This is a genomic window from Heliomicrobium undosum (assembly GCF_009877425.1).
GTDB classification, from domain to species: domain Bacteria; phylum Bacillota; class Desulfitobacteriia; order Heliobacteriales; family Heliobacteriaceae; genus Heliomicrobium; species Heliomicrobium undosum.
Genome location: NZ_WXEY01000003.1, coordinates 104,802 through 129,572 on the forward strand (window position 1 = coordinate 104,802; position 24,771 = coordinate 129,572).

Annotated in this window: 24 protein-coding genes and 1 riboswitch; of the genes, 13 read left to right on the forward strand and 11 right to left on the reverse strand. The window is 59.3% G+C overall.

All coding sequences use genetic code 11. The features are described 5' to 3' along the window. Positions 1-24: 24 nt before the first annotated feature. From GTO91_RS04285 to thiS, 4 genes are all read right to left on the reverse strand, one after another. Positions 25-426 carry a hypothetical protein gene (locus GTO91_RS04285; protein ID WP_161255376.1) on the reverse strand — a complete coding sequence of 134 codons (402 nt, stop codon included), beginning with the start codon at positions 424-426 and terminating at the stop codon, positions 25-27. A gap of 284 nt (positions 427-710) precedes the next feature. Beyond that, a complete protein-coding gene (gene thiH / locus GTO91_RS04290; protein WP_161255379.1) occupies positions 711-1,820 on the reverse strand; it encodes a 2-iminoacetate synthase ThiH in 1,110 nt (369 codons plus the stop codon). 5 nt (positions 1,821-1,825) lie between these two features. Continuing rightward, positions 1,826-2,593 (reverse strand): thiazole synthase, encoded by a 768-nt coding sequence (locus GTO91_RS04295; RefSeq protein WP_161255381.1) that lies wholly within the window; start codon positions 2,591-2,593, stop codon positions 1,826-1,828. A gap of 3 nt (positions 2,594-2,596) precedes the next feature. After that, positions 2,597-2,797 (reverse strand): sulfur carrier protein ThiS, encoded by a 201-nt coding sequence (gene thiS / locus GTO91_RS04300; RefSeq protein WP_161255384.1) that lies wholly within the window; start codon positions 2,795-2,797, stop codon positions 2,597-2,599. Between the two features lie 82 nt (positions 2,798-2,879). Continuing rightward, positions 2,880-2,985: riboswitch (TPP riboswitch) on the reverse strand. A gap of 396 nt (positions 2,986-3,381) precedes the next feature. Between thiS and GTO91_RS04305 the strand changes: the two genes are divergently transcribed. Beyond that, positions 3,382-3,951, forward strand: a complete 570-nt coding sequence (locus GTO91_RS04305) for a DUF6037 family protein (RefSeq protein WP_161255387.1) — start codon at positions 3,382-3,384, stop codon at positions 3,949-3,951. 33 nt (positions 3,952-3,984) lie between these two features. Here GTO91_RS04305 and GTO91_RS04310 read toward each other — a convergent pair whose 3' ends face one another. Then, positions 3,985-4,962 (reverse strand): ATP-binding cassette domain-containing protein, encoded by a 978-nt coding sequence (locus GTO91_RS04310; protein WP_161255390.1) that lies wholly within the window; start codon positions 4,960-4,962, stop codon positions 3,985-3,987. Between the two features lie 255 nt (positions 4,963-5,217). Here GTO91_RS04310 and GTO91_RS04315 point away from each other — a divergent pair, with 255 nt between their 5' ends. Then, positions 5,218-5,997, forward strand: coding sequence for an ABC transporter permease (locus GTO91_RS04315; protein ID WP_328793730.1), 780 nt, complete (start codon positions 5,218-5,220; stop codon positions 5,995-5,997). A gap of 117 nt (positions 5,998-6,114) precedes the next feature. Here GTO91_RS04315 and GTO91_RS04320 read toward each other — a convergent pair whose 3' ends face one another. The 6 genes from GTO91_RS04320 to GTO91_RS04345 form a co-directional block, all read right to left on the reverse strand. Continuing rightward, the gene (locus GTO91_RS04320; protein WP_161255396.1) at positions 6,115-6,297 is read right to left on the reverse strand and encodes a hypothetical protein; all 183 of its coding nucleotides are present in this window, start codon (positions 6,295-6,297) and stop codon (positions 6,115-6,117) included. Continuing rightward, positions 6,294-7,724, reverse strand: a complete 1,431-nt coding sequence (locus tag GTO91_RS04325; RefSeq protein WP_328793731.1) for a Ger(x)C family spore germination protein — start codon at positions 7,722-7,724, stop codon at positions 6,294-6,296. Before GTO91_RS04325 ends, GTO91_RS04320 begins: the two co-directional genes overlap by 4 nt. Next, positions 7,616-8,737 carry a GerAB/ArcD/ProY family transporter gene (locus tag GTO91_RS17965; RefSeq protein WP_161255403.1) on the reverse strand — a complete coding sequence of 374 codons (1,122 nt, stop codon included), beginning with the start codon at positions 8,735-8,737 and terminating at the stop codon, positions 7,616-7,618. The genes GTO91_RS04325 and GTO91_RS17965 overlap by 109 nt, the downstream gene beginning before the upstream one ends. Then, on the reverse strand, positions 8,734-10,647 hold the full coding sequence (locus GTO91_RS04335; RefSeq protein ID WP_161255405.1) for a spore germination protein: 1,914 nt from the start codon (positions 10,645-10,647) through the stop codon (positions 8,734-8,736). Before GTO91_RS04335 ends, GTO91_RS17965 begins: the two co-directional genes overlap by 4 nt. A gap of 226 nt (positions 10,648-10,873) precedes the next feature. Beyond that, positions 10,874-11,959, reverse strand: a complete 1,086-nt coding sequence (gene serC / locus GTO91_RS04340) for a 3-phosphoserine/phosphohydroxythreonine transaminase (protein WP_161255410.1) — start codon at positions 11,957-11,959, stop codon at positions 10,874-10,876. Between the two features lie 305 nt (positions 11,960-12,264). Beyond that, a complete protein-coding gene (locus GTO91_RS04345; RefSeq protein ID WP_161255413.1) occupies positions 12,265-13,023 on the reverse strand; it encodes a hypothetical protein in 759 nt (252 codons plus the stop codon). Positions 13,024-13,193: 170 nt separating this feature from the next. Between GTO91_RS04345 and GTO91_RS04350 the strand changes: the two genes are divergently transcribed. The 11 genes from GTO91_RS04350 (at position 13,194) to GTO91_RS04400 (ending at position 24,671) form a co-directional block, all read left to right on the forward strand. Beyond that, on the forward strand, positions 13,194-13,955 hold the full coding sequence (locus tag GTO91_RS04350; protein ID WP_161255416.1) for a histidinol-phosphatase HisJ family protein: 762 nt from the start codon (positions 13,194-13,196) through the stop codon (positions 13,953-13,955). 168 nt (positions 13,956-14,123) lie between these two features. Continuing rightward, positions 14,124-14,951, forward strand: a complete 828-nt coding sequence (locus GTO91_RS04355) for a M55 family metallopeptidase (protein ID WP_161255419.1) — start codon at positions 14,124-14,126, stop codon at positions 14,949-14,951. A 40-nt stretch (positions 14,952-14,991) separates the two neighbouring features. After that, entirely contained in the window at positions 14,992-15,735 is a 744-nt protein-coding gene (gene bshB1, locus GTO91_RS04360) for a bacillithiol biosynthesis deacetylase BshB1 (RefSeq protein WP_161255422.1), read from the forward strand. Positions 15,736-15,742: 7 nt separating this feature from the next. Beyond that, positions 15,743-16,870, forward strand: a complete 1,128-nt coding sequence (bshA, locus tag GTO91_RS04365; protein WP_161255425.1) for an N-acetyl-alpha-D-glucosaminyl L-malate synthase BshA — start codon at positions 15,743-15,745, stop codon at positions 16,868-16,870. A gap of 71 nt (positions 16,871-16,941) precedes the next feature. After that, positions 16,942-17,082, forward strand: coding sequence for an RCKP-type rubredoxin-like domain-containing protein (locus tag GTO91_RS04370; protein WP_161255428.1), 141 nt, complete (start codon positions 16,942-16,944; stop codon positions 17,080-17,082). A gap of 152 nt (positions 17,083-17,234) precedes the next feature. After that, positions 17,235-18,356 (forward strand): DUF362 domain-containing protein, encoded by a 1,122-nt coding sequence (locus GTO91_RS04375; RefSeq protein WP_161255431.1) that lies wholly within the window; start codon positions 17,235-17,237, stop codon positions 18,354-18,356. Positions 18,357-18,446: 90 nt separating this feature from the next. Then, positions 18,447-18,848: a Fur family transcriptional regulator gene (locus GTO91_RS04380; RefSeq protein ID WP_161255434.1), complete on the forward strand. Its 402-nt coding sequence runs from the start codon at positions 18,447-18,449 to the stop codon at positions 18,846-18,848. 142 nt (positions 18,849-18,990) lie between these two features. After that, complete coding sequence (locus tag GTO91_RS04385; RefSeq protein ID WP_161255438.1) at positions 18,991-19,530, forward strand: DUF4912 domain-containing protein; 540 nt, start codon at positions 18,991-18,993, stop codon at positions 19,528-19,530. Next, positions 19,520-22,354, forward strand: coding sequence for a 1,4-alpha-glucan branching protein domain-containing protein (locus GTO91_RS04390; protein WP_161255441.1), 2,835 nt, complete (start codon positions 19,520-19,522; stop codon positions 22,352-22,354). The genes GTO91_RS04385 and GTO91_RS04390 overlap by 11 nt, the downstream gene beginning before the upstream one ends. A 169-nt stretch (positions 22,355-22,523) precedes the next feature. Then, a complete protein-coding gene (locus GTO91_RS04395) occupies positions 22,524-23,648 on the forward strand; it encodes a M28 family metallopeptidase (RefSeq protein ID WP_161255444.1) in 1,125 nt (374 codons plus the stop codon). Between the two features lie 3 nt (positions 23,649-23,651). Then, positions 23,652-24,671 (forward strand): ThiF family adenylyltransferase, encoded by a 1,020-nt coding sequence (locus GTO91_RS04400; protein WP_161255447.1) that lies wholly within the window; start codon positions 23,652-23,654, stop codon positions 24,669-24,671. Positions 24,672-24,771 lie beyond the last annotated feature (100 nt).

The window sequence follows — 24,771 nt, forward strand, 5'->3', positions numbered from 1 at the left end:
CAAGTCAGTGTGGCCTTTGCACCGTTACATCTTTCCATTCTTTTGACCGTTGCCACGGTCATTTCCGTCATCAGTATTGTAGGGCTCCCCATTCCCGCTGTTCTTCCCCATCCCATCTCGAATTTGGCGGAAGGACTTGATCATCCCGTATGATACGCCGGAGACACAGGCCACATAGATGCCGTATTCGGCGCCATGCTTGAAACTGCTCCATAATAAACTGCCTTTTGTCCAGAGGCCGAAGAGGCCGCCCCAGAGGAAACCCGCCCCTATCAGGACAAAGGGCAGGAGCACTTTGAATTTTTCCGACTGGGTTTTCATCATGTATTTAACGAGTTCGACCGTTGAGGTAATCAGGACGAAGAGGACTGTGGAAAAGTAACCCTGGTCGAGGGTGCTCCAATCCGGTGTCGGCAACACTTCCATCGAATCCCTCCTTACTCCCACAATGACAGTCATCCAAAAATGGAATAATTATCTTGTAGTTCAATGTAGTGGAGGAAAGAGGAAAAGGTGCAATCCTCCTTTGAATCGAAAGGCCGGAAAAGAGGAAGCGAAAGAGGAAGAAAAAAGGCAGAACGAAAAAAAGCGGGGCGCCCCATGGGGAGTGTCCCGCTTAACCTTCCTTCATAATACGCAACAATGACCAGGTTTATTTTGATGGGATATCGTAGAAGGCGGCTTTGACTTTGGCTGGAGCAAATCGTTCGTTAGGTCAGGCTGTGCCAATCCTGGTGAACCGGCTGGTACCCCCTGGCGATCAGCATCTGGCGCACCTCGTCGACGGAACGCTCGTCAGAGACGCGGAACTGGCCCTCGTCGGCCTCGTCGTCGATGTGACCGCCGACGGCCGTGTTGGAGCCAGCCGACATGCGGGTGATGCCGAGGGGGAGCAGGTGGTTGCGCAGTTCAGCCGGTTCCCTTGTGGACAAGGTGATACCGGCGCGGGGCATGAAGAGGCGGAAGGCGAGCAGGATCTGGACGAGGTCGCGGTCCGCCACGGGCGCTTCCGGCTGATAGCTGCCGGGGCCGGCCTTGATGCGGGGGACGGCGATGCCGATCTCTGTCCCGAGGTATTTGTTTTGCAGGTAACTGGCGTGGAGACCCGTGAAAAAGGCTTCTGACGGCCAGTGGTTGAGACCCAGCAAGGCGCCGATGTTGACGGCACGGAAGCCGGCCTGACAACCGCGCTGCGGCCCGTCGAGACGCCAGCGGTAGTCTTTTTTTGGCCCGGCGGGGTGAAGGCGGTCGTAGACGGCCCGGTCATAGACCTCCTGGTAGATGGTGAGGCTGTCCACACCGGCTGCAGCCAGGCGGCGGTATTCCTCCACATCCATCGGGTTGACTTCAATCCCGACGGCGGTGAAGTGACGATGGACAATGTCTACGGCGCGGATCAGGTAGTCGAGGGCATCCTTGCCCGGTTTTTCACCGGTGAGCAGGAGGATTTGCCGCAGCCCCGTGGCGGCGATGGCTTCCGCTTCCCCTTCGATCTCTGCCTCCGTCAATTGCCGTCGCTGGATGTCGTTGCGGTGGTTGAAGTTGCAGTAAAGGCAGCGGTTGACACAGTGATTGGCGAGGTAGATGGGCGTGTACAGTTGGATGACGCGGCCAAAGTGCTGGCGCGTCAGGCGGTGGGCCTTTTGGGCTATCGCCTCCAAGCGTTCCGAGGCGGCGGGGGAGAGCAGCGCCAAAAAGTCGAGGGGAGAAAGGAAGTCCTTTTTCAGGACAAGATCGACCTGCCGTGGGGTGACGCGCTCCAGAAAACCGGCGAAGTCAAAGCTGGCGTAAGCCTCGATCTGTTCATAAAAAGAGTGCATGGACCTTAACTCCCCAAAAAGCCCGTCAAGGGCGAACTAGCCCGGGCGTATTCGGTCGTTTCGCCCGGCTGGGCCAAATAGGCGAGGCGGCCGGCCTCAACGGCCTGGCTGAAGGCGCGCGCCATGACGAGGGGATCGCCGGCGGTGGCGATGGCCGTGTTGACGAGGCAGGCGGCAGCACCCATCTCCATGGCTTCCGCTGCTTCGGAGGGCTTGCCGATGCCGGCGTCGACGATGACAGGGACGCTGCACTCCTCGATGAGGATGCGGACGATCTCCTTCGTCTTTAAGCCCCGGTTAGTGCCGATGGGGGCGCCGAGGGGCATGACAGCGGCGGCTCCGGCCCGCTCCAGTTCCTTGGCGGCGTAGAGGTCGGGGTGCATGTAGGGGAGGACAACAAAGCCCTCCTCAGCGAGGACGCGGGTCGCTTTGATCGTCTCGTTGTTGTCCGGCAGCAGGTACTTGTTGTCGGAGATGACCTCAATCTTCACCCAGTTGCCGCAGCCGGCGGCGCGGGCTAGGCGGGCGATGCGGATGGCCTCTTCCGCCGTCCGGGCCCCGGAGGTGTTGGGCAACAGGACACACTCTTTGGGGATGCAATGCAGGATGTTTTCACCGTCGCCGGAGAGGCTGACGCGCCGCAGGGCCACCGTGACGACCTCCACGCCTGTCTGGGCGACGATGTCGCCGATGATGCGCTCGTCCGCGAATTTGCCGCTGCCGATGAATAGGCGGCTTTTCAGTTCCCGCCCGCCGATGACCAATCGATCCATGGTTCAACCTCCTCCAACGAATGACAGGATTTCGAGGGTGTCGCCGTCGCTGATGCAGGTGTCGGGCCAGCGATCCCGGTGCAGGATCTGGCCGTTGTATTCGATCACGACGACGGCGGGGTCCAGCTTGCGCTCCGCCAAAAAGGCGAGCAAGGGCGTAGCGCCCGGCAGTTCCACCGGGACGCCGTTGACAGTGGCGCGCATGGGGGCACTCCTTTCCACAACACAAAAAAGCAACAACAAACGGCTTGCCGCAAGGGGCAAGCCGTTCAGAAAGCGATAGGTTAGGCGCTTCCGATTGCTTCCCTCCGCTGGTATGACCCAGGTCAGGTTCAAAGGGTTGAGAAGGGACCTTCTCTCTCAGCCGTGCGGCGGCACCCCTAGCAAGTGTGCAGTTTATTTTTTGAACATTAAAAATCTATGGCGACAATCTTTGGTGACAAAACGATTATACGCCGAAAAACAGGCAGGAGCAAGCGGGTGTAGACGGTATATTTCCTTTCTATATGATTTTCGACGTTCTCACAAGTGCTCCGCCAAGTTAAACCTCATCTCTCCGCAACTTAGCACAAGAACAGTACTACGTTAGCTTAATAAACCCAAGCATAGACTTACGGATGATTTGTGGCGAATTGCTACAAAATCAACCAAAAAGATTTTCGTGACTTGATTAGCATGAAATAATAAGCCTATAAACAAGAAGGGAGGAACTAGTGGAAGTCATATAAATAATAAGTGATTTTCAAGGATGAAAGGTACTAAAAAGTGTGAAAAAGGAGCGGTTTCAAATGAAATTAACCGGGCTGGTCGATCTGCATAAAGATATGATTAAACAACAAATTAAACGTTACAAATTTGAATTTTCTTTCAATCGGGTAGTATTCGATGTTTTCTTTTTTATTGATGAAGAACCTTATAAACTCATGTTCGGAGTAAAAGCAAAGAACTTCTATTTTGAATTAACGGTGGAAAAAGGCTTTAATATCAACACATTTTTAGGTGAAAAATATGCTGAACTATGCAGGGTATTAAATCTAAACTATGACCCAAGTAATTCCTTCTCCACAAATAAATTCTTTGAGCATTTTAATAACAACATACCTAAATTTGCCAACAAAAACAATTATCCAAAATCACACGAAATAGCCATTTACAAAACAAACGTCGAAGAATCAGAGAAAAAATATTTCTGTGGATGGAGAGATAATTATGTATACAAAACTAATGTAACCGAGAAAAACTTACAAAAAACCAAAGAATATCTAGGATATGATGCCTTCGTTTCATGTCAGAGGAAGAATATAAGTAGTTGTTGGACTGCTGATGAAAATGCGGCGATTGATTTTTATTTGCCCTAATCAAATTAAGGGCAGCATGTTCAATAAAGGCGATTACCGTCTCCTCCTCAACCTCCGCTGCCGAAACCTATCCCCATCACTTAAAAACTCATCCCGAATCCCCCGGCCCGTCAATGCCAAAAATACATCGTCCAGGGTAGGCTCATGGAGGCTGATTGCCTTCACCCGCTCGGGATAGGCCGCAACAAGTCGCGGAATAAACGAATCACCCTGATCGACCTGAAAACTCAACCTATCGTCCTGAAGGACCGCTTCCAAGCCGAAGCGGTTTTTTAATTCCTCCGCCATAAACCCGTTATCGTCAGCAGTCAGCGTGATCCGATCGCCGCCTACAGTCGATGTCTTCAAATTGGCAGGCGTATCAAGGGCGATGATCTTCCCATGGTCGATGACGGCGATGCGGTCGCAGTTCTCCGCCTCGTCCATGTAGTGGGTCGTCAGGAAGATGCAAAGCCCCAGGCTGTCCCGGAGGTGCAGGATATGTTCCCAGATGGCGGTGCGGGTCTGGGGATCGAGGCCGATGGTCGGCTCATCTAAAAACAACACCTTGGGATAGTGGAGCAGGCCCCGGGCGATCTCCAACCGTCGCTTCATGCCTCCCGAATACTTCTTGACCAGATCATTTTTCCGGTCCGTCAGTTGGACCATCTCCAGGACCGAATCCATCCGCTCTTGCAACACGCGCCGGGGTACGTTGTAGAGCATCCCGTGAAAGTAGAGGTTCTCCATGGCGGTCAGGCGGTCGTCCAGGGAAAAGTCCTGAAAGACGAGACCGATCGACTGGCGCACCTTCAGTGGATCTTTCTCCACATCAAAACCGTTCAACACGGCCCTGCCTGAGGTGATGGACAGCAAGGTGCAGAGGATCTTGATGGTCGTCGATTTCCCGGCGCCGTTGGGACCGAGAAATCCGAAGATCTCGCCGTTTTTTACAGAGAAGGATATATCGTCGACAGCCGGAAAATCGTTGTACCGTTTGACTAAGTGTTCAACAGTGATAATATTATCCATATGCATGCCCCTTTAAAGCCTTCCGCGTTCATATTAACTTCCATTGCTAACCTCTATACTAACCAAAAGACGGTAGAAGGGCAATCAAAGGGAAGGGGAGTTCATCAATCAGAACGCCTCAGAGATATTCATAGGGTAAGCGAATAGAAGAAAAGCGAGTAGAAAATCGAAGAAGCCAATGGCACTTGAGGAAACGAATCGGCGCTTACGTAAACAAATCGGAAATCAAAAAAGAAGGTGTCATCATTGGAAAATGTGCTAAAAACCATCTACGTCATCTGGTACCGCGAACTGATCCGTTTCATCCGCGAAAAAAGCCAGTGGGCCGGCATGATCCTCCAGCCCACCTTTTATCTCACCTTCGTCGGGACAGGCATCGCCGCCTCGATGACCTTCCGCCTCGCCCCTGGCGCGGCCGATGTGAACTACATGACCTTCATCTACCCCGGCATCATCGCTATGTCGGTCCTGTTCACATCCATGTCCTCGGGGATCTCGATCATCTGGGACCGCGAGTTCGGCTTCTTAAAAGAGATCCTCGTCGCGCCCGTGCCCCGCTGGGCCATCTCCGTCGGCAAGGCCCTCGGCATCGGCACCATCGTCTGCTTTCAGGGCGTTGTGCTCTTATCCCTGTCGCCGCTGGCCGGCGTGCCCATCACCATCGGCACGGCGATTCTCGTCCTGCCCATCTGCGCCCTCACCGGTTTCGCCATCGGGCTCTTGGGCATCTCCATCGCCGGGCGGATGGAGTCAATGCAGGGATTCCAATTGATCTCCAACTTCCTGACCATGCCCATGTTTTTCTTGAGCGGCGCCATGTATCCCATGCAGAGCGCCCCTACATGGCTGCAGTGGCTCATGCGCATCGACCCGCTCACCTATGGCGTTGACGCGCTCAGAAACGTCATCTACCGGGGTATCCCAGAGGCGGCGGTCATGCTCCATCACAGCCTTGCCGTCGATGTGGCCGCCTTGAGCGCCTTCGCTTTCGTGACGGCGGTGACAGGCATGACCGCCTTCAACCGTCAGGGTTAAAAGAGCAATCGGTCTTGTGCGCCCGGCCTCAATCTATGTGACTCTTGGCCCGTTGACCCGCCCCATTAGCCGATTTAGCCCTTGGCGTCGCCATCGCCGCCAAGGAATAAGAACGAATCACTCCTGCATCGCCCGCATCAAGATATAGGCGATTGGCGCCAGGAAGGTGACAGCGGCCAACAGATAGCTCGACCAGGCGGCTTCCGCATAGCCGCGCTTTTGCAGCCAGCGGCCGTAGTTGACGGTATAGACGCAGATGGCGGTAACGATCACCATGCCCAGGGCCTGGCTTTTGGTCATTTAACAAGTCGCTCCTCTTTCCCAGCCGGTTCGCCCGGCTGGATCTGGTAGCCGGGGCGGCGCACCTCGACATGAATGACTGGAATGAATTCAGCCTCCTCATACCAGTCATGCCAGGGAATACGCCAGTATTCCCTGGCCGTGAGGGTGCGCATGCGCAAGGTGCGGACGAAAAGGAAGGGGTCGGCGGGGATTTTTTGCATCCTTTTCACCAGGCGAAGGGCGCGGTCGTTGAGGTCTTTGTCTGCCATCCTCTCCATCTCCCGGAAGCCTTCCGGTGTAATGTAAGGCTTTCGGCTGCTCACCTCGACCACCGTTCCGTCCAGTTCTGCCTTAACCATGATGCGGATGGGACGGACCGAATCGTCGACAGTCACCTCGATGGGGTCGCCGCGGTTGAGTCGCAGGGAGATATATTTGCCTGGTTGAGAGGGATCGGGGAAAGTCCAAAGACCGGTCGTATATCTTCCGACCAGCATCGACCAAATTCGCGTCTCTTCGCCATCCATGTAGGCGACCAATTTTCCACTCACTAAAACGGCTGCTCCAATATACTCGAGGGGATTGCCGCCGGAACGGTGCAACTTGCCAGGATCCGTTTCCGGTTGACCGGCTTCCGGATCGGGATCATCGCGTCGGAACTCCGGCGTGGGTCGCGGTTTCACCTTGGTGTCTTGCTTCTCCTTGAGGATCTGCGGGTTTAGGGTAAAAACGGTCATCACGGAATCCACGTTGTGCTGTTCCAGCGTCCGGTTGATATCGAGGAGCCGGGTGACTGGGGCGTAATCGGTTCGCTCCATCGACACGACGATGCTCTCCAGGTAGCGGGCCACGTTGTACTCCAACACCGGCGTTGTATTCATGAAAATGTCCCGGACAGGCACGTCTTTTATGATGAAGAGAAAAAGGGATCGCCGGAACTCGCGGTAACGGTTGAACACATCGAGGTAGGGCGCGATGCCTTGCCGGGCGAGGCTCTCGCCGATCAGGACGGTCCGGCAATGCATATAGGACACCTGCCGCTCCACCTGACTGTCCAGGTGGGCCATGGCTTCCGGTGTGGTCCGGCCGGTGACGGTGATGACTTTGGACACCTCTGCCGGGGAGGATGCCCTGCCGGCGCCGCCCTGCTGGGCCATCCCCGAGGGGATGGCGATGCGCACGGACAGTTCGATCTCGTCATGCTCACCCAGATCGATGCCCATGGAAAGCACAAAGGCGTACTGGTCCAGCTCCCGTTTGTCCCAACAGCCCGGCAGGACGCCGAGCAGGAGAATGCAACTGAAGATGAGCAGGAGTCTTTTCTTCGGCCGATTTCTCAGGATATCGATGGCGTCTTCCCCCTCGGGGCGGCGCTCTTTTTTTTCGCCTTCCAGTAGCTCGTGATCAGCAGCAGGGCGAGCAACGCCACAAAAGGCCCCGTGGATGCGTAACGCAGGATCCCCCATTCCCACTCCAGCGCTGTCATGTAATCGGGCGCCAAGAAGCAGGATACCACCGTCAGCACCGACAGGGGCAGCACGTAGGGTTGGTAGAAGGGAGCGCCGACACCCCTGGCAAAGGTGATGGCGCCGGCGTAGAGGGAGAGGGACAGTTTAAATATGGACATGATCACCCAGATGAAGGTGAACAGCGCCTCGACGCGTTGCAGGTAGCGGCCGAAATAGATGTTGCGGGCCAACTGAAAGACCGGAAAGCCTACATTTTGCGTCGCCGCTGCCGGGAAGTTCAGCGCATAGGCGAGAAGACCCAGCGCGAGCAATACGATATTAAGAAAGGTCCCGAGCCAGACGACCTGCCGGAATTGTTTGTTGCTGCGAAAGTGAGGATACAAGACGGTGAGGATGACGATTTCAAGAAAAAAGGGCACCCGATACAGCCCCGACCAGAGCAATTGATCCAGCCCGGGACCAAAAACAGGGGTGGCCAGCGACGGTTCCCCGATGATATAGGCGCTCAAAAGCAGCAAGAGATAGCCGCCCAGGGTGACGGGGAGGAGAAGGTAATTGGCCCGGCTGATCGATTCCGGCCCGTGGTAGGCGCCAAAGGCGATAGCCAACGTAAAGGGGATGATCAGGAAGGACGCCGGTGACAAGGGGAGGATGGCGTCGTTGATCAGGGAGACGAATTGTCGAATATAGTTTCCTGTGGAAAAGGTGAAGAAGATCGCCACAATCCACGTCAGCAGGATCGATGCCCACCGACCCCAGAGTTTGCCCGGTATTTCCGTGAAAATCGATTGCGGGTGGTACTCCCGCAGACGGATGATCATCCACAGGATGGGCGCCGTGAAAAGGTAACTGAAAAAAGGCATGAGATACATGGCGCTATAGGCGTCAGCGGCGAAGTAACGGGGCAGGCCCAGAAAAATGTTGGTGTCGAGGATGACCCAGAGCAAAAAGATGGCTTCTGCGGTTCCGATGCGCTCGGCTTGTTTCATGATGAATCGCCTTGCCTGGAGGGACTCTTTTTTGATTCCTTCGTTTGGACGCTGACGCGCGCCGCCGGATTCCAGGGTCGCTGCAGGGGTGTCTGCCGTGTTTTTTCGACGGGGCGATTTTCGGAAGGACGTTTAGACTGGCCGAAGATGGGCGGCCGCAGGATGACATCGTCGCCGTGGCGGCGGGCCGGGACCACCGGGGAGAGCAGCGGGACGCCGAGGGATTTCATGCTGGACAGGTGTAGGGCGAGGATCGTCGAAATGAAGGCGATGCCGAAGAGCCCCCACAGAGAGGCGGCCAGGACGAAGAGCAGGCGCAGGAGCCGGACGCCGTAGAGCAGGTCGTAGGAGGGGATGATGAAGACGGCCAGGGCGGTGACCGACATGAGCACCACGAGGACGGGCGAGATCAGGCCCGCTTCCACGGCAGCCTGACCGATGATGATGGCGCCGACGATGCCGATGGTGGGGCCGATCTGTTTGGGGATGCGGATGCCCGACTCGCGGACCAACTCAAGGGCCAATTCGAGAAAGATGACCTCGGCCAGCACGGGAAAGGGCACCCGTTCCCGCGCCGCCGCCGTGGAGAGCATCAGTTCTGTCGGCAGCATTTCGGGGTGGTAGGATGTGACGGCGATATAGAGTCCCGGCAACAGAATGGTGATCAGTGTGGCGACAAAGCGGACGACGCGCGCGAAGGCGCCATAGGGCCAGCGCAGGTACATGTCTTCCGGCGAATGCAGCAGGTTCCAAAAGGTGACTGGCGCGACGAGGGCGTAGGGGCTGCGATCGAGGAGGACGGCGACAGCGCCGTCGGTCAGCGCCGCCGCCACCCGGTCGGGACGTTCTGTGATCATCTGCTGGGGGAGAAAGGCGTTGGGATGGTCCTCTACATACTGGGCAAGCAGTCCGATATCGTGAATCGCGTCAGCGTCGATGGCTGTGATGCGGCGCCGCATCTCCCGCACCAGCGCCGGGTGGGTCAACCCGGCCACATAGATCAGGCTGTATCGGAGTTGTCCCAGTTGGCCCGTGAGCCCCATCTCGGCGAGCAGGCGGGGACTGCGCAGGCGGGCGCGCAAAAGGCCGATGTTGCTGTCGATGTTTTCGTTGAAGGCCTCATGGGGTCCGCGCACGACCGCTTCGGTGACCGGTTGTTCCACGCCGCGGCCCGGCAGGGATGCCGCCTCGAACATGAGCGCTTCTGACTGGCCCTCCACAAAGAGCGCCACATGACCGTTGGTCAGGGCGTCGACGACCGCTCCTTTCGTCGGCAGCGGTGTAATCTGCCCCACTGTCGTGGCAAATCGCGTGGCGAGGGTGTTCATCAGGTGATTTTTCGGCGGGGAAGCATTCGCCTGCGAATCCTTCGTTGGGGAGGCGGGAGGGCTTCCTTGATCGCCGTCGCCGATGGTGAAGTCGAAGGGCATCATCAGGGGCGTGATCACCATGTCGCTCAGGTGTTCGTTGTTGACTTGACTCTGATAAAAGGCGAGCAGCGCTGGAACAGGCTGCGGCAGTCCGATCGTCAAGTGACGCAGTCGCAGGTCCGGGTTGAGCCGGATGGTAAATTCTCGGGACAGCCATCTCTGCACATCGGCGAGCCTATCCGGTATGGCTTCATCTTTGGAGGATGCGGCGCCGACGCTTGCGTTTCCTTTGAAGCGTCCACTTCCCCTGTTCTCGCCCTTTGCATCGCTGTTGTTGTCGCCGCCGGTTTTCTCTTTAGGAAACTGTCGTGAAAGGGCTGGGGCGTAAAGGTTGCTGGTGGGGATCTGTTTTTTTGCCCCTGAGCGCTTTCCCTGCTTTTCCAGCCACTTGTCATAAGGGGAGAGGGAAAAGGTTTTTTTCATCGTCGGCGGGTCGACCTGCAGTAGTTGTTTGAACCACTGCCAGTTCAAGGGCGACATCCTTTTCCCTCCTCACCGGCATTCCTCAGCGGTAGTTTTTGAGCATGACCTTTCCTCCTATGCACCTTTCTTTTGGTCAAGCTTGCTCTCGAACCCTACGCGTCACCCGGGTATGAAAAAAGCAAAGATGAAAAAAAGAACACCGGCCCCCTTTTTCGTGGGACCGGTGTTGCCGTTGTTCGCTTGCATTCTTTTCGTTTGTATACCCCTATCAGCGCAAGATCGCTTAGCCGTTCTTCTGCATGAACGCCTTCATGAAGTCCGCCAATGCCTGGCAGCCTTCGCGGGGCAAGGCGTTGTAAGTGGAGGCGCGCATGCCGCCGACGGAGCGGTGGCCTTTCAGGCCGATGAGGCCGGCTTTCGTCGCTTCGCTGGCGAAGGCCTTCTCCAGGTCCTCGTTGGGCAGGCGGAAGGTGATGTTCATGGTGGAGCGGCTGTCCTTGTCGGCATGGCCTTTGTAGTAGCCGTTGCTACCGTCGATGACGTCATAGATCAGGGCCGCTTTTTCCACGTTTTGCTTTTCCATGGCCGCCAGGCCGCCCTGGGCCTTGAGCCAGCGGAGGACCAGGTTGACCATGTAGACGGAGAAGCTGGGCGGTGTGTTGTAGAGAGAGTTGTTCTTGGCATGGATGTCATAACGGAGCATGGAGGGCAGCTTGGTGGAGGCCTTCTCGATCATGTCCTGGCGGATGATGACGACGGTGACGCCGGAGGGGCCGAGGTTTTTCTGGGCGCCGGCGTAGATGAGGGCGAACTTGTTGGCGTCAAAGGGCTTGCAGAGGATGTCGCTGGACATGTCGGCGATGAGGGGGATGTCGCCGAAGTCGGGGAAGCTCTGCCACTGGGTGCCGAAGATGGTGTTGTTCGAGGTCAGGTGTATGTAGGCCGGCGCCTCGCTCAACTGGATCTCGTCAGCCTTGGGGATGCGGACGTAGTTGCCTTCCTGAGTGGTGGCGGCCACATGGGTCTGGCCAAACTTTTGCGCTTCTTTCAGCGCCTTTTCGGACCAACTGCCGGTGAGGATGTAGTCAGCCGTCTGGCCGGCGCCGAGAAAGCTCATGGGCACCATGGCGAATTGGGTGCTGGCTCCGCCTTGGAGGAAGAGGACCCGGTAGTTGTCGCCCAGGCCGAGCAGTTCCTTCATATTGGCTTCCGCTTCGTTGTTGATGGCTTCATATTCTTTGGACCGGTGGCTGATCTCCATGACCGACATGCCGGTCCCTTTGTAGTTCAGCATTTCTCGTTGGGCTTCTTCGAGTACGGCCAGGGGCAGGGTGGCGGGGCCTGCGTTGAAGTTGAAGACGCGCTCCATTGTGGGTTAGCTCCTCTCGCTATGTGAAATTGGGGATAAACATTTTTATCTATTATAGCGTGTCCGTCCGTGGTATACAATGTTTGCGACACAAAAACGTTTTCCGGTCGAGTAAAAAACTTGCAGCCCTCAACTGTTGCTTTGCCACTTACTAATGAAGCTGCTGTTGTAACGGAGGGGCTTCCCCGGCGCGGCGTTTCGGTGATCACGATATGGGCTGAAACCGCTGATGCGATGGCCGCAACCGTTGAGACGCAATAAAAAACCCGCCCTGCGGATGGTCCGCAGAAACGGGAGGGAACAGGTTACGCCTTGCTTTGAACGGGCTCTCGCGCTGTCTCGACAAAGCGCAGGCTCGCGGCGTTCCATTCGAAGCGGACCTTTTCCTTCTCTACACTTTCCAGGTTGTACTGGGTGGGCATCTTCTTCGGATCGCCGGGGACTTTGTAGCGGGAGACGGTCCGGTCTACGACGATCACCCCTGGCCCCGGAACGGAGAAATGGTTTTCTTCCTTGACACGATGCCAGTAGATGCCGTCCGGCCGGTCCCAGGCGTCATGCCAGAAGTACTCGCTTTTCTGTACATGGGAAAAGACCTGCTGGAAGGCGTTGTTTTTATCGAGGCGGAAGATGCGTTTCCAGGTCGTCTCTTCGAAGCCGCCGGTCCGGTTATCATAGTATTCTTCTACGGAGATCCCCTTTTGGGCGATTCCGGGCAGGTCGACTGCCGACAGCCGGGTTACTGATGCAAGATCTTTGGATAGGCCGATCAGACGCCCGTCAGCTTTTTGCAGGCCTGCCAAGAATCCTTTGTTTTTGCCGGCGTTGATGCCGAGGATGATCTCCTCTCCGTCGAGGGGGGAGGCGTCGATCTCCAGTCGCAGGACACTGGTTGGGGTGAGTGTTTCCCAGCCTTTGGCCTGCAGGGCTCGCCGCACCAGTTCCCCTTCGTCGGGAAGCTGCTGAAAGTTGAAGGCCGGCAGGCTCGGTGCGTTGAGGAAGATATAGACGGCGGCGACGAGCAGGGTGACCAGGCCGAAAAACAGGGAGGACTTGCGGCGCAAGGCTATCACCTCCTTGAAAGTCCCTGTATATTATGCAGGCCCTTCAAAAGGGTGATTGCGCCAGCAGGGAGTCGCTTTGAAGTCCCATTGCAATTTTGGTAAAATGGTCTTGGCGTCCAGCCTGTCGCCGGCAGGGCGAGGGTGGGCGGAAAACTGGAAGGAGTATCATCATGCTTGTCGATTATCATGTTCACGCCATGGGCCATGGCACATCACGGCATACGGTTGAGGAGATTTCGGCCTATCTGGAGACGGCCCGGATGCGTGGCGTTGCTCAGGTGGGTTTTGCCGACCATGACCGCTACCTCGACGAATACGACGTCGACGCCATCCGTGAAGCAGCCCTGCAGTATCCGGACGTGCAGGTGCGGCTGGGGGTGGAGATCGATTATATCCGGAACGCCGATGCCGAGCTTCAGGCGATGACGTCTCGCTATCCCTTTGATTACGTCATTGGCTCGGTCCACAAGATCGAGGACTGGGATTTCGACTGCGTCGAGTTCATGGACCGCTATGACCGGTGGGAAATGGACGATCTCTACCGTACATACTTTGACCATGTGCGGGAAGTGGCAGAAAAGGGGCTCTTCAGCTTTATCGGGCACATGGATCTGATCAAGATCTTCAATTTCCGCAACAAACGTCCCATCGTGGAACTGGCCGAGGAGGCGCTCCAGGCGATTCGCAAGGCGGGACTGCCTTGCGAGATCAACACGAACGGCCTGAACAAGCCGGTCGCCGAGATGTATCCCCAGCGCGTCCTGCTGGAGCGCTGTTTTGAATTGGGCATCCCAATCATCCTCAGTTCAGACGCCCACTTCGCCCATGAGGTGGGCAGGGACCTGGACAAGGCCCGCGACCTGGCTTGGTCTGTGGGGTACCGGCAGGTGGCCACTTTCCACCGCCGCAAGTGTGTCATGGAGAACCTTTAATAAGGGAGAGCCTGCGAAGGTCGAAGGCTTATTAGACATTTGACATTCGGTTATTTCGCAAATAAACTGGCAGCCCCGATGACGCCTTTTTATGATATCGACGCAGCGCCGCATAACAACCGAAACCGGATGTCGTAAGGGAAATTCGACATAGGCGAGGTGGGGTACGTGCGCGTCTACATATCGGCCGATCTGGAAGGGGTGGCCGGGGTCGTATCGCCGGCCCAGTTGGTATCCGGACCAGCGTATGAGGAGGCCCGCCGCTGGATGACGGCCGAGGTGGCGGCGGCTGTCCGGGGCGCCCAGAGGGCCGGCGCTCGGCAGGTGGTTGTCAACGACGCCCATGAGGCGATGACCAACCTCCGCCTGGAGGACCTGCCGCCCGGCGTCGAGGTGATCAGCGGCAAGCCCAAGGCCCTGGGCATGATGTGCGCCATCGATGCAGGCTGGGATCTGGCCTTTTTGACCGGCTGCCATGCCCGGCAGGGCAGCGGCGGCCTGTTGAGCCATTCCTACAGCGCCTCCACAATCGCCCGATTGTGCCTGAACGGTCGCGAGGTGGGCGAGTTGGGCTTGAACATCTCCCTGGCCCTTGCCTGTAACGTGCCGGTGGGGCTGGTGACGGGTGATGCGGCGGCTGTGGCGGAGGCGCTGGAACTGTTCCCGGGGCTGCGGACTGTCGCCGTCAAGACAGCCTATGGACGCCAGGCGGCCCGCACGTTGACTCCAGGCGAGGCATGCTCACGCATTGAGGCGGCGGCGGGGGAAGCGGTGGCGGCGCCCTGTCAGTCTGATGAGATACGGCACTGGCAGCCGCAACCGCCCTATACGTTGGCGGTGGATTTTGCCTCCCCCGTCATGGCCGATGCCGTATCCTACATGCCCTTGACCCGGCGGGAGAGCCCCTGCCGGATCACGATGGAACAGGCTGAACTGCCGGCGCTGTTTCGCGCTTTTCAGGCCATGCTAACAATCGCCGGCGCCGTCGCGCGCTAATCATGTACAATCAATGGGGCGACGGAAGCGAGGTGCAACGGTGGAAGACCATATGATTCAACGGTTGCCGGCCGATGTGCTCGCCATCGGCGCCCATCCCGATGATGTGGAGTTGGGCGCCGGTGGGGCGGTGGCGCTGGCTGCCAGCCAGGGTTTGCAGGTGGTCATCGTCGACCTGACAGAGGGGGAAATGGCGTCGAGGGGAACAGTGGCGGAACGGCGCGCCGAGGCGAAGCAGGCGGCGGCAATCCTGGGCGTCCGCGAGCGCATCAACTGCCGTTGGGAAGACGGCGGCCTCGGCGATCCGGCCCAGTGGCAAAAACGGGTGGAAGAACTGGCTCATCTGGTCCGTCGTTTCCGGCCGAGGCTGGTGCTGGCGCCGGAGGGGCCGGACCGTCATCCCGACCACGAGGCGGCAGGACGTCTGGCGCGGGAGGCTGTCTTTTACAGCGGTCTCCAGAAGTACGGCGACCCGGACCTTGCGCCCTGGCGGCCCCGGCGTTTTCTGGCCTACCGCATCAATGGCTCTTTTGACGGCGCGGCTTCCTTCGGCGTTGACGTGAGCGCCCTCTATGACAGGAAACGGGCGGCCCTCGCAGCCTACCGGAGCCAGTTTTTCCGGGAACAGCCGGAAGCGCGCCAGGCCTTGCATATACCTGACCTTCCGGCCCTTCTGGAGGCGCGGGACCGATACCTGGGCGGGTTGCTCGGTGTTGCTTTCGCGGAGCCCTTTTACGGGGAAGGCCCCATCCGGATCGGGCGCATGGACGCCTTGTGGGAGTGAGGAAGCCATGAACATCGGCATCGTCTGTTACCCTTCCTATGGCGGCAGCGGCGTCGTCGCCTCGGAACTGGCCCGCCAACTGGGCCGGCGGGGCCACCGCGTCCATGTGTTTTCCTACGAGACGCCCTTTCGCCTGTCCCACTTCGAGGCGAACGTCTTCTTTCATGAGGTGGAGGCGCCCGATTACCCGCTCTTCCGCTTTCCGCCCTACCTGCTGGCGCTGTCTTCCAAGATCGTCGAGGTGGCCCGTGAGGCGGACTTGCAGGTGATTCACGCCCACTACGCCGTGCCTCATACGGCGGCAGCCTACCTGGCCAAGCAGATGCTGGCTGGCGAGCGCCGACTGCCGGTGCTGACGACAATGCACGGCACCGACATCACCCTCGTCGGCAACGATCCCCAGTTTTATGAGATCACCCGCTTTTCCCTGGAGGCGAGCGACGGTGTGACCGCTGTGTCGCGGAGCCTGGCCGAGGAATCGGCCGAGACCTTCCGTTTGCGCCGCCTTCCCCGGGTGATCCCCAATTTCGTCGACGCTGAGGAGTACCGTCCCCGCAACAACCCGGCCCTGCGCGCCCGCTTCGCCCGCCCCGATGAGAAGATCCTCCTGCACATCTCCAACATGCGGCCGGTCAAGCGGGTGGAGGATGTCATCCGCATTTTTGCCCGGGTCAATGGGCAGGCGCCGTGCCGGCTGCTCCTGGCCGGCGACGGTCCCGAACGGCTTGCTGCGTCCCACCTGGCCGAAGCGCTGGGCTTGCAGGAGCGCGTCTGCTTTTTGGGCCGCCAGGACAATGTGGCCGAGATCTTCCCCCTGGCCGACCTGTTCCTGCTGCCGTCGGCCAAGGAATCCTTCGGCCTGGTGGCCTTGGAGGCGATGGCCTGCCAGGTGCCGGTCATCGCCAGCGATACGGGCGGCCTGCCTGAGGTGATCGAAAAGGGTGTGACCGGCTACTTGGCGCCGGTGGGCGATGTGGAGACGATGGCGGGCTACGCCATCAGCCTGCTGACGGATGAACGGGAATATGCCGTCATGGCGCGGCAAGCCCGTGAAAGGGCGGTGAACCGTTTTCGGGCCGATCCGATCATCGATGCATACGAGGCCTATTACGGGGAAATCTTGAATACGCCTTGACAAGCTACCAAAAGCGAGTTAGGATAGATTCATACATAATAGTAATCATTACTGAAAATGGAGGTGACAACATGGCGATTTACAAATGCGCGAAGTGCGGCGAGGTCGTCGACAAGCGCTGCAAGCCTGGCAAATGCCCCAAGTGCGGCGCCCCCAAAGATGAACTGATCAAACAGGAAGGCCAGGCGTCGGGCGGGAAATGCTGCGGTTGATAAAAGACTCGTCCCGGAGGACAAGCGTTCATCCGGCGCAGGCACTACGCTTGTGCTTGATTGGACCAGCATCCCTTGGGTATACTTGAATAGTGAAGCAAGAGAAAAAGCAGGGAGTGTACCCTGCTTTTCTCATGAGGAGGGACCGGGAAATGGCAAAGGTTTATTTTGTCTCGCCGCGGGCCAAAGCAGGAAAAGGGCTCGTTGACAAGCTGCGCCGGTTGATCAAGGCGGCGGGAACGGTCGACTGCGCCGAAAAGGGTGACTTGGTGGCCGTCAAGATGCACTTCGGGGAGCGGGGAAACACGGCCACGATCAGGCCGCCTTTCGTCGGCGCCGTCGTGGAAGAGATCCGGCGCAAGGAAGCCCGCCCCTTTTTGACCGATTCGAACACCCTCTACCGGGGTTCGCGATCGAACGCTGTCGACCATATGGATACGGCCATGGAAAACGGCTATTCCTACGCGACGGTGAAGGCGCCTGTCATCATCGCCGACGGTTTGAACGGGAAAGAGTTCCGCAACGTTCCCATCCAGGGCAAACGCCTCAAGGAGGCCAAGATCGCCGCCATCCCCCTTGACGCTGACGCCATGATCGTGCTGAGCCACTTCAAGGGCCATGAGATGACCGGCTTCGGCGGCGCTATCAAGAACCTGGCCATGGGACTGGCCTCCCGCTCGGGCAAACTAGTGCAGCACCAGGACGTAAAGCCAGAGGTCAATGACAAGTGTAAGGTCTGCGGCAAGTGTGTCCACTGGTGCCCTGTCGACGCCATCACCCTCGGGGAACGGGCTGTCATCGCCGGGGAACGCTGCATCGGCTGCGGCGAGTGCACTGTCACCTGTCCCCATAAGGCCATCGCTGTCAACTGGAAGACCGACGTGGGCCTGTTGCAGGAGAAGATGGCCGAATACGCCTACGCCTCGGTGAAAGAAAAGCGGGAAAAAGGCAAGGTGACCTTCATCAACTTCGTTCTCGACGTGTCCCCGGAGTGTGACTGCTGCTCCTGGAGCGACGCGCCCATCGTGCCCGACATCGGCATCCTCGCCTCGGATGATCCCGTCGCCCTTGACCAGGCCTGCTACGATCTGGTCAACGAGGCGCCGGGCCTGCGCGATGGCCGGCTCGGCGACGCGGGGCAGGGCGAACCGGCCGCCGGTGTGGACAAGTTCCGCATCGTCCATCCCTCTGTCGATGGGACGATCCAACTCCGCCACGCCGAGGAGATGGGCTTGGGCAGCCGAACCTATGAACTGGTCCGGCTGGGGGAATAGGCGGTTGACAGTTGCGCCCCCTTTCGATATGATAATAGTAATAGATATCGAGATTGTTCTTACGTCCTCTTTCGAAGGGTGGGAATTGCCATGGGCGCCATCGGACCCCGTATGACACGACAAAAATCGCTCGTTTTGGAGATCGTTCAAGGCACGACCTGTCATCCGACTGCCGATTGGGTCTACCAGGAGGCGCGCCAGCAGATCCCTGACATCAGCCTCGGGACGGTGTACCGGAACCTCAACGCCCTGGTCCAGCAAGGTCTGATCCGTGAGATGACCTATGCCGGCGCCAGTTCCCGCTATGACGGCAATGTGGAGAATCATTATCACTTCGTCTGCGAGAACTGCCACCGCGTCTTTGATGTCTTCATGGATCCGCCGGAGCAATGGGCGCGGCGGGCCGAGGAGATCAGCGGCCATGAGATCAAGGGCCACCGGATGGAGTTTTTCGGACGCTGCGCCGAGTGCCGCAAATCGGCCGGCATGTGATGTCAATGAATTGTATAAAAACCGCCGGAGGATGCCCTCCGGCGGTTTTTTTCGCTTTTTCTGATATCTTCACTCATGCCAGGGCAATCCCTTGCTATAATGGAAAATGGTGATTTCAATCCATTGTGAGGAGGAAGATGCGATGGTCACGAGTCTGCCGGATCGGTACGGCGAGGACTATATCGGTGTGCTGGTCCGCGATCCCTACCACATCTTCATCTACTGGGAACTGACAGAAAACATGCGCAAACGAGTTTTACATAACTGGGGTCTTGGGGAGGATACGCCTTGCCGCTTGCGGATCGAGCGGGAGGACGGCAACCGCTGGGAGACAGCGTACACGGCCGAGCTGCCGCCAGGCGCTGAAAGTTGGTATGTGAACGGGGTAACCCCCGGGGAGATCTATCGAGCCCAGATCGGCCTGAAGGCCCCGGAGGGACAGTTTGTCGTCATCCTCGCCTCCACGGCTATTCACGTTCCGCCTGCGGGGCCGGCGAAAGGGCTTCCCGGCCGCGCCCTCGCCATCTCCGGCGGCATCCGGCCTGTTGCCTTAGAAGACATGGCGGAGGAGCAGGCAGATGGGCAGGACCGGGAAGACGGTCACGAGCAGGAGCGGGCGCCGCTCAGTTCCTTCTCCCTCTACCGGGGAGATAGCGAAAGGGGGCAATCGAGTGTCCGTTAAAGGGTATTGGGCGCTGGTCCTTCACGCTCACCTCCCCTATGTGCGGCATCCCGAAAAGCCGGAATACATGGAGGAGCGCTGGCTTTTCGAGGCCTTGACCGAGTGCTATCTGCCGCTCACTGAATCGTGGCTGCGCCTCCGCCGGGAGGAAGTCCCCTTTCAGGTGACCTTGTCGGTGACGCCCTCTCTGGCGGCCATGCTGACAGACAGCCTGCTGCAGGAGCGGTACTTGCGTTATCTCGGAAAAATGCTCGCCCTCGCCGATCAGGAGTTAGAGCGGACCCGGGATGGTCAGGACTTTGCGCCCCTATCCGCCATGTACAAGGAAAAACTGGAGGCCTGCCAGCGCCTCTTTCGCGATGAATGGAACTGCCGGATCACCGATGCCTGGAAGTCGCTGGCCCAGTCTGGCCATCTCGACCTGTGGACCTCGGCGGCCACCCACGCTTTCCTGCCTTACGCGTCGGAAGGGAGCTGGCGGCCCCAGATCCGGACGGGGGTTGAGCAGCACAAGGCCATCTTCGGTATGGCGCCTCACGGCTTCTGGCTGCCTGAGTGCGCCTACGCTCCCGGTGTGGAAAAAGTGCTTGCCCAGGAGGGGATCGGCTGCTTCGTCGTCGACAACGGCACCTTCCGGCGGGCGTTGCCTGAGCCGGCGGGCTTTTACCAGCCGCTGCAGATCGGCCATCAGGTGTCGGCCTTCGCCCGCGATCCAGAGACCTCTCACCAGGTCTGGGACAAAAAAAGCGGCTATCCCGGAGACTACGACTACCGCGAATTTTACCGTGACATCGGTTACGACCTGCCTTTTGAGGCGGTGGCGCCATACCTGGATACGGATGTGCCGTCTGATACGGGCTTCAAGTATTACCGCATCACCGGAAATACTGATCACAAGGAACCCTACCGGCGCGACTGGGCGATGGGCAAGGTCAACCTGCACGCCAGCAACTTCGTCCAAAACCGCTGCGCCCAGGTGGAGCACCTGAGCGGCGCGATGGCGGAACCGCCCATCGTCGTCTCCCCCTATGACGCCGAGCTTTTCGGCCACTGGTGGTACGAGGGCCCCGATTTTCTGGAGGCGGTGCTACGCCGGATGGCCTCGCCCGATTCCCCAGCGGCCGCCTCTACGCCGCGCCGCTACCGGGAGGCCCATGGCGCCGGACCGGCGGGGCGCATCGCCTTCAGCACCTGGGGCGAGGACGGCTTCGGCAAGGTGTGGCTCAGTGTGGGGAACGACTGGGTCTACCGGCACCTGCACCGGGCCGAAAAAGAGATGGTCGCACTGGCCCAGGCTTTTCCCAAAGCTGAAGGCGACATAGGGCGCGCCTTGAACCAGGCGGCGAGGGAACTGATGCTTGCCCAGTCGAGTGACTGGCCCTTCATCATGTATACAGGCACGACGGTGGAATACGTCACCCGCCGGTTCGAGGAGCACCTCCAACTGTTCTGGTCCTTGGCCCGCTCCCTTAGAGAGGGCAAGGTCGATCAGTCAGCCCTTGCCGAGGCGGAGTGGAAGCACCCGCTCTTCGGCGACATCGATTATCTTGATTATGTCAGCTTTAACCGTCCCCTCGCCGAGGCAGCCTCCGCCCAGGCAGTTCCTTTCATCAAGGGAGAACCGGTATGGATGTTGACCTGGGAATACCCGCCGCGGGTGGTGGGCGGACTGGGACGGGCCGTGGCCGACCTGAGCAAGGCCCTCGTCGCCCAGGGTGTGCCCGTAACCGTATTTACCTGCGCCGTCCCCGGTTGCGCCGACCGTGAAATCGTCGACGGCGTGACGATCATCCGCCTGCCTGTTCCAGGAGCGCCCCAGGAAGCCGGTTTCCTTGATTGGGTCTATCGCTTCAACATGGCACTCCTAGCCGGGGTGACGGCGGAAGCAAGTTCAGGACTGCCTTCGATCATCCACGCCCATGACTGGCTGGTCGGCCTAGCGGCCCGGGAGATCCGCAGTAAAACCAACGTTCCCCTGGCCGTCACGATCCACGCGACAGAGCACGGGCGCCAGCGCGGCCTCTGGAACGACTTGCAGCGCAGCATCCACCGGGCCGAAGCGGAACTGGTGTCCGCCGCCGACGGCCTGATCGCCTGTTCCGACTACATGACCCGCGAGGTCTCCCTCCTCTTCGACGCCCCTTGGACGGAGATCAGCACCATCGCCAACGGCGTCGATCCGGCCAATGTGGCGCCCCTTCCCGGCGAAGGCAAGCCCATCGAGGCCTTTTGCCAGCCCGGTGAAGAGCTTATCTTCCACGTGGGACGCCTGGTGACGGAAAAAGGCTCGCCGGTCCTGGTGGAGGCGATGCCGTCGGTGTTGCGTCGTCGCCCGCAGGCGCGCCTGGTCATCGCCGGCAAAGGCCCCTTGCTGGAGACCTTAAAGGAGCGGGCGGCTGAGTTGGGTGTCGGCGAAAAGATCACCTTTGCCGGTTTTGTCGATGACAGCACCCGCAACCGACTGCTCACTTCAGCCGATGTGGCTGTCTTCCCCAGCCTCTACGAACCCTTCGGCATCGTGGCGCTCGAAGCGATGGCGGCGGGAACGCCGGTCATCGTCGGCGATGCCGGCGGGCTCGGGGAGATCATCCGCCACGGTCAGAACGGTCTCAAGGTTCCGCCAGGCGACGCCGAGGCCTTGGCTGACGCCATCGTTCAGGTTCTTGCTGATCGCGATGGGGCAGCGGCCATGGTCCGCGAGGCCTTGCGGGAGGTCGACGAGCTCTACGGATGGGATACCATCGCCGAACAGACGGCTGCTCTCTACCGGCGAGCCACCGTCAAGCGGCTAACCTCCGGCGCTGTCAGTGAGGCAGAGGGCTAGGATTCCCGCGCCTTTCCAGAGGATTTCCGCCGCTCTGTGTCTAACTGGATGATACCGAGGGTCCCTTTATCATCGTAGGGGAAAGGCGGGTTCATGCCCGGTGGCCATTGGCGGCAATCGCAAAAAAAGCAACCCCTGGGGGGACAGGCCCCCCTTGGGGTCGGACATATTGGAACAATTACGGCAAGAGCGATCACCGGCGACCGAGGGAGCGCGCGCCATCGGCGCACCCCCCGGAACGCCTGAGTCAGCCATATCTGGCGATGCGGCATCCCCGGCGATCAGCCGCCGCAGGATGTTTTGGGGCGCCTTTGCGGCGGTGACCGCCGGCCTGGCAGGCTGGTTCGGCAGCCGCCAACTGAACGCCGAAAAACCGGTTCCTGTCGTGCTGCCAGCTGCGACGTTGCCGGAACGGCGGCTCGACCTCGGACGGATGCGCAGCCATGTGGTGCTGCTGGCGCAACCGGATTGGCAGGGACGCCTTGCCGGCGGCCGGGGTGCCCTTCAGGCCGGCGAGTATGTAGCCCAACTGTGGGAAAAGTGGGGAATCGAGCCAAGAGGGGAAGGGGGAACCTATTTCCAAACCTTCCCCGTTCCGTCGTTTTCCTTGTCGAATGTGAACGGCCGCATGCGCCTCCTGCCCCGGACCGGGGACGGGGGGACGGCCGATAACCTGATCGGGTTCATCCCCGGGCGGGATCCCCGGCTGCGCAACAAAGTCGTGGCCCTTTCGGCCCATTATGACCACCTGGGGGCCTGGGATGGGGCGCTGTACCCCGGCGCCAACGACAACGCCTCTGGGGTGGCCGTCTTGCTGGAGATCGCCTGCGCCGCCGTACAGACGCCGCCACGCTGCAGCCTCGCTTTTTTCTTGTTCTCCGGCGAAGAGGGCGGGCTGCTGGGGTCAAAACACTATGCGGAACACCCGACGATTCCGCTGGAGGATATGATCGGCCTGATCAACCTGGACACGGTCGGCAACGGCGATGAGCGCGATTTCATCTGTTGGATGCCTGATCAGTATCCCTGGCTGTCTTGCCTGGATGAAGCGGGTAAGGCGGCCGGGGTGCGGCTTTATCCCCAGGATCATGGCGGTCACAACAGCGATCACCAGCCCTTTGTCGACAAGGGGGTGGCTGCGATCACTGTGCTGTCGGCCACCTGGTTGGAGGGGAATCACACGCCCCAGGATGGTCTCAGCCTGATCCGTCCGGAGAAGTTGGCGCGGATCGCCGAGTGGAGTTGGCGGGCGATATACACTTTGGCCGAGACAGCGGGGAAAAGGGGCGGATAATAAATGGAACGCTATATGAAACAGATTCGCTTCGGCGCCTTCGGGGAAGCGGGGCAGCGTCGATTGGGCCAGTCGACGGCGCTGGTCGCCGGCGTGGGCGCCCTGGGGACTCATCTCGCCAACACCCTCGCCAGGGCCGGTGTGGGAAAACTGGTGCTGGTCGATCGCGATTTCGTCGAATTGTCGAACCTGCAGCGCCAGATCCTCTACGATGAAGCTGATGCAGCGGCCATGGTTCCCAAAGCGGTGGCGGCCAAGCAGAAGTTGCAAGCCATCAACAGTGAGATCCGGGTCGAAGCCATCGTGGCCGACATCCACTGGGCCAATCTGCCGCAACTGCTGGACGGGGTGGACCTTGTCCTCGACGGCAGCGACAATTTTGACCTGCGCTATCTGCTCAATGACGCCTGTGTGCAGGCAGGCATCCCCTGGATTTACGGCGGAGTAACGGGCGCCCACGGTATGGCCATGGTCGTCCGTCCCGGACGGGGGCCGTGCCTGCGCTGCTTAATCCCTTCACCGCCGCCGCCCGGATCGGCGCCCACCTGTGACATGGCCGGTATCCTGGCGCCGGCGATCCAGATGATCACGGCCTTTCAGGCCGTCGAGGCGATGAAGCTCCTGGCCGGACGGGAGGACGAACTCGCTGGCGGGCTCTTTTCCGTCGACCTCTGGAACAACCGCTATGACCTGATCGACCTGGCTGCGGCGCGCCGGGACGACTGCCCGGCCTGCGGCCGCGGGGATTTTCCCTTCCTCGCCGGCCGGGAGGAGATGCAGGCGACCCCGCTCTGCGGTTCCAATGCCGTCCAGATCACGCCGGCCCGGCCGGCCGAACTGGACCTGGAGATTATGTCGGAGCGCCTCTCGGGCGCCGGGAAGGTCGAGGTCACGCCCTACCTGCTCCGGTTTTCCTCGGCTGAAGGCGAGATGGTGCTCTTTCGCGACGGACGGGCGATGATCCGGGGGACGCAGGATCCGGTCAAGGCGAAGGCTGTTTACACGCGTTTCACCGGCGCGTAACCGTGGGCCGCGACAGCGCATATGGCATCGGCTCCGAACAAATCCGATGAATCACGGGTTGAAACGTAGGAATCATTTGCAACAAAGAATCAATCGCAAG

Coding starts and splice junctions, on each gene's coding strand:
- GTO91_RS04285 (WP_161255376.1), bottom strand. CDS start 426: ATGGAAGTGTTGCCGACACCGGATTGGAGCACCCTCGACCAGGGTTAC.
- thiH (WP_161255379.1), bottom strand. CDS start 1,820: ATGCACTCTTTTTATGAACAGATCGAGGCTTACGCCAGCTTTGACTTC.
- GTO91_RS04295 (WP_161255381.1), bottom strand. CDS start 2,593: ATGGATCGATTGGTCATCGGCGGGCGGGAACTGAAAAGCCGCCTATTC.
- thiS (WP_161255384.1), bottom strand. CDS start 2,797: ATGCGCGCCACTGTCAACGGCGTCCCGGTGGAACTGCCGGGCGCTACG.
- GTO91_RS04305 (WP_161255387.1), top strand. CDS start 3,382: ATGAAATTAACCGGGCTGGTCGATCTGCATAAAGATATGATTAAACAA.
- GTO91_RS04310 (WP_161255390.1), bottom strand. CDS start 4,962: ATGGATAATATTATCACTGTTGAACACTTAGTCAAACGGTACAACGAT.
- GTO91_RS04320 (WP_161255396.1), bottom strand. CDS start 6,297: ATGACCAAAAGCCAGGCCCTGGGCATGGTGATCGTTACCGCCATCTGC.
- GTO91_RS17965 (WP_161255403.1), bottom strand. CDS start 8,737: ATGAAACAAGCCGAGCGCATCGGAACCGCAGAAGCCATCTTTTTGCTC.
- GTO91_RS04335 (WP_161255405.1), bottom strand. CDS start 10,647: ATGTCGCCCTTGAACTGGCAGTGGTTCAAACAACTACTGCAGGTCGAC.
- serC (WP_161255410.1), bottom strand. CDS start 11,959: ATGGAGCGCGTCTTCAACTTCAACGCAGGCCCCGCCACCCTGCCCCTG.
- GTO91_RS04350 (WP_161255416.1), top strand. CDS start 13,194: ATGCTTGTCGATTATCATGTTCACGCCATGGGCCATGGCACATCACGG.
- bshA (WP_161255425.1), top strand. CDS start 15,743: ATGAACATCGGCATCGTCTGTTACCCTTCCTATGGCGGCAGCGGCGTC.
- GTO91_RS04370 (WP_161255428.1), top strand. CDS start 16,942: ATGGCGATTTACAAATGCGCGAAGTGCGGCGAGGTCGTCGACAAGCGC.
- GTO91_RS04375 (WP_161255431.1), top strand. CDS start 17,235: ATGGCAAAGGTTTATTTTGTCTCGCCGCGGGCCAAAGCAGGAAAAGGG.
- GTO91_RS04380 (WP_161255434.1), top strand. CDS start 18,447: ATGGGCGCCATCGGACCCCGTATGACACGACAAAAATCGCTCGTTTTG.
- GTO91_RS04385 (WP_161255438.1), top strand. CDS start 18,991: ATGGTCACGAGTCTGCCGGATCGGTACGGCGAGGACTATATCGGTGTG.
- GTO91_RS04400 (WP_161255447.1), top strand. CDS start 23,652: ATGGAACGCTATATGAAACAGATTCGCTTCGGCGCCTTCGGGGAAGCG.